The organism is Pseudoalteromonas sp. T1lg23B (assembly GCF_002964665.1).
In the GTDB taxonomy this organism is placed as follows: Bacteria; Pseudomonadota; Gammaproteobacteria; order Enterobacterales; family Alteromonadaceae; genus Pseudoalteromonas.
In genome coordinates this window covers 1-261 of record NZ_PQBZ01000032.1, presented here as the reverse complement: position 1 = coordinate 261, position 261 = coordinate 1, and the positions used below count along the sequence as shown (strand labels likewise).

1 protein-coding gene is annotated in these 261 nt (G+C 45.6%); it reads left to right on the top strand.

The window, feature by feature from the left end; all coding sequences use genetic code 11:
* The coding region (locus C2M32_RS08570; protein ID WP_158678177.1) for an Ig-like domain-containing protein at positions 1–261 on the top strand (261 nt) is incomplete at both ends.

Genomic DNA, 261 nt, shown 5'->3' with positions numbered 1-261 from the left:
CACCTCAGGCAACAGTTTCGCGGGTATTAGCGACGATACCACTTTTAATTTTACAACGGCGGATGTTACCGCGCCTACGTTTGACAGCGCAAACTCCACACCTAGCGATGGCGATACCAATGTTTCAGTCAGTAACGACATTGTCATCGACTTCGATGAAAATATTGCTTTGGGTAGTGGTAATATCACTATTCGTGATGTTGATGGCAGTAGTGACTTTGAAGTATTCAGTGTGACCACTGAGAGTGATGGGACAACCAC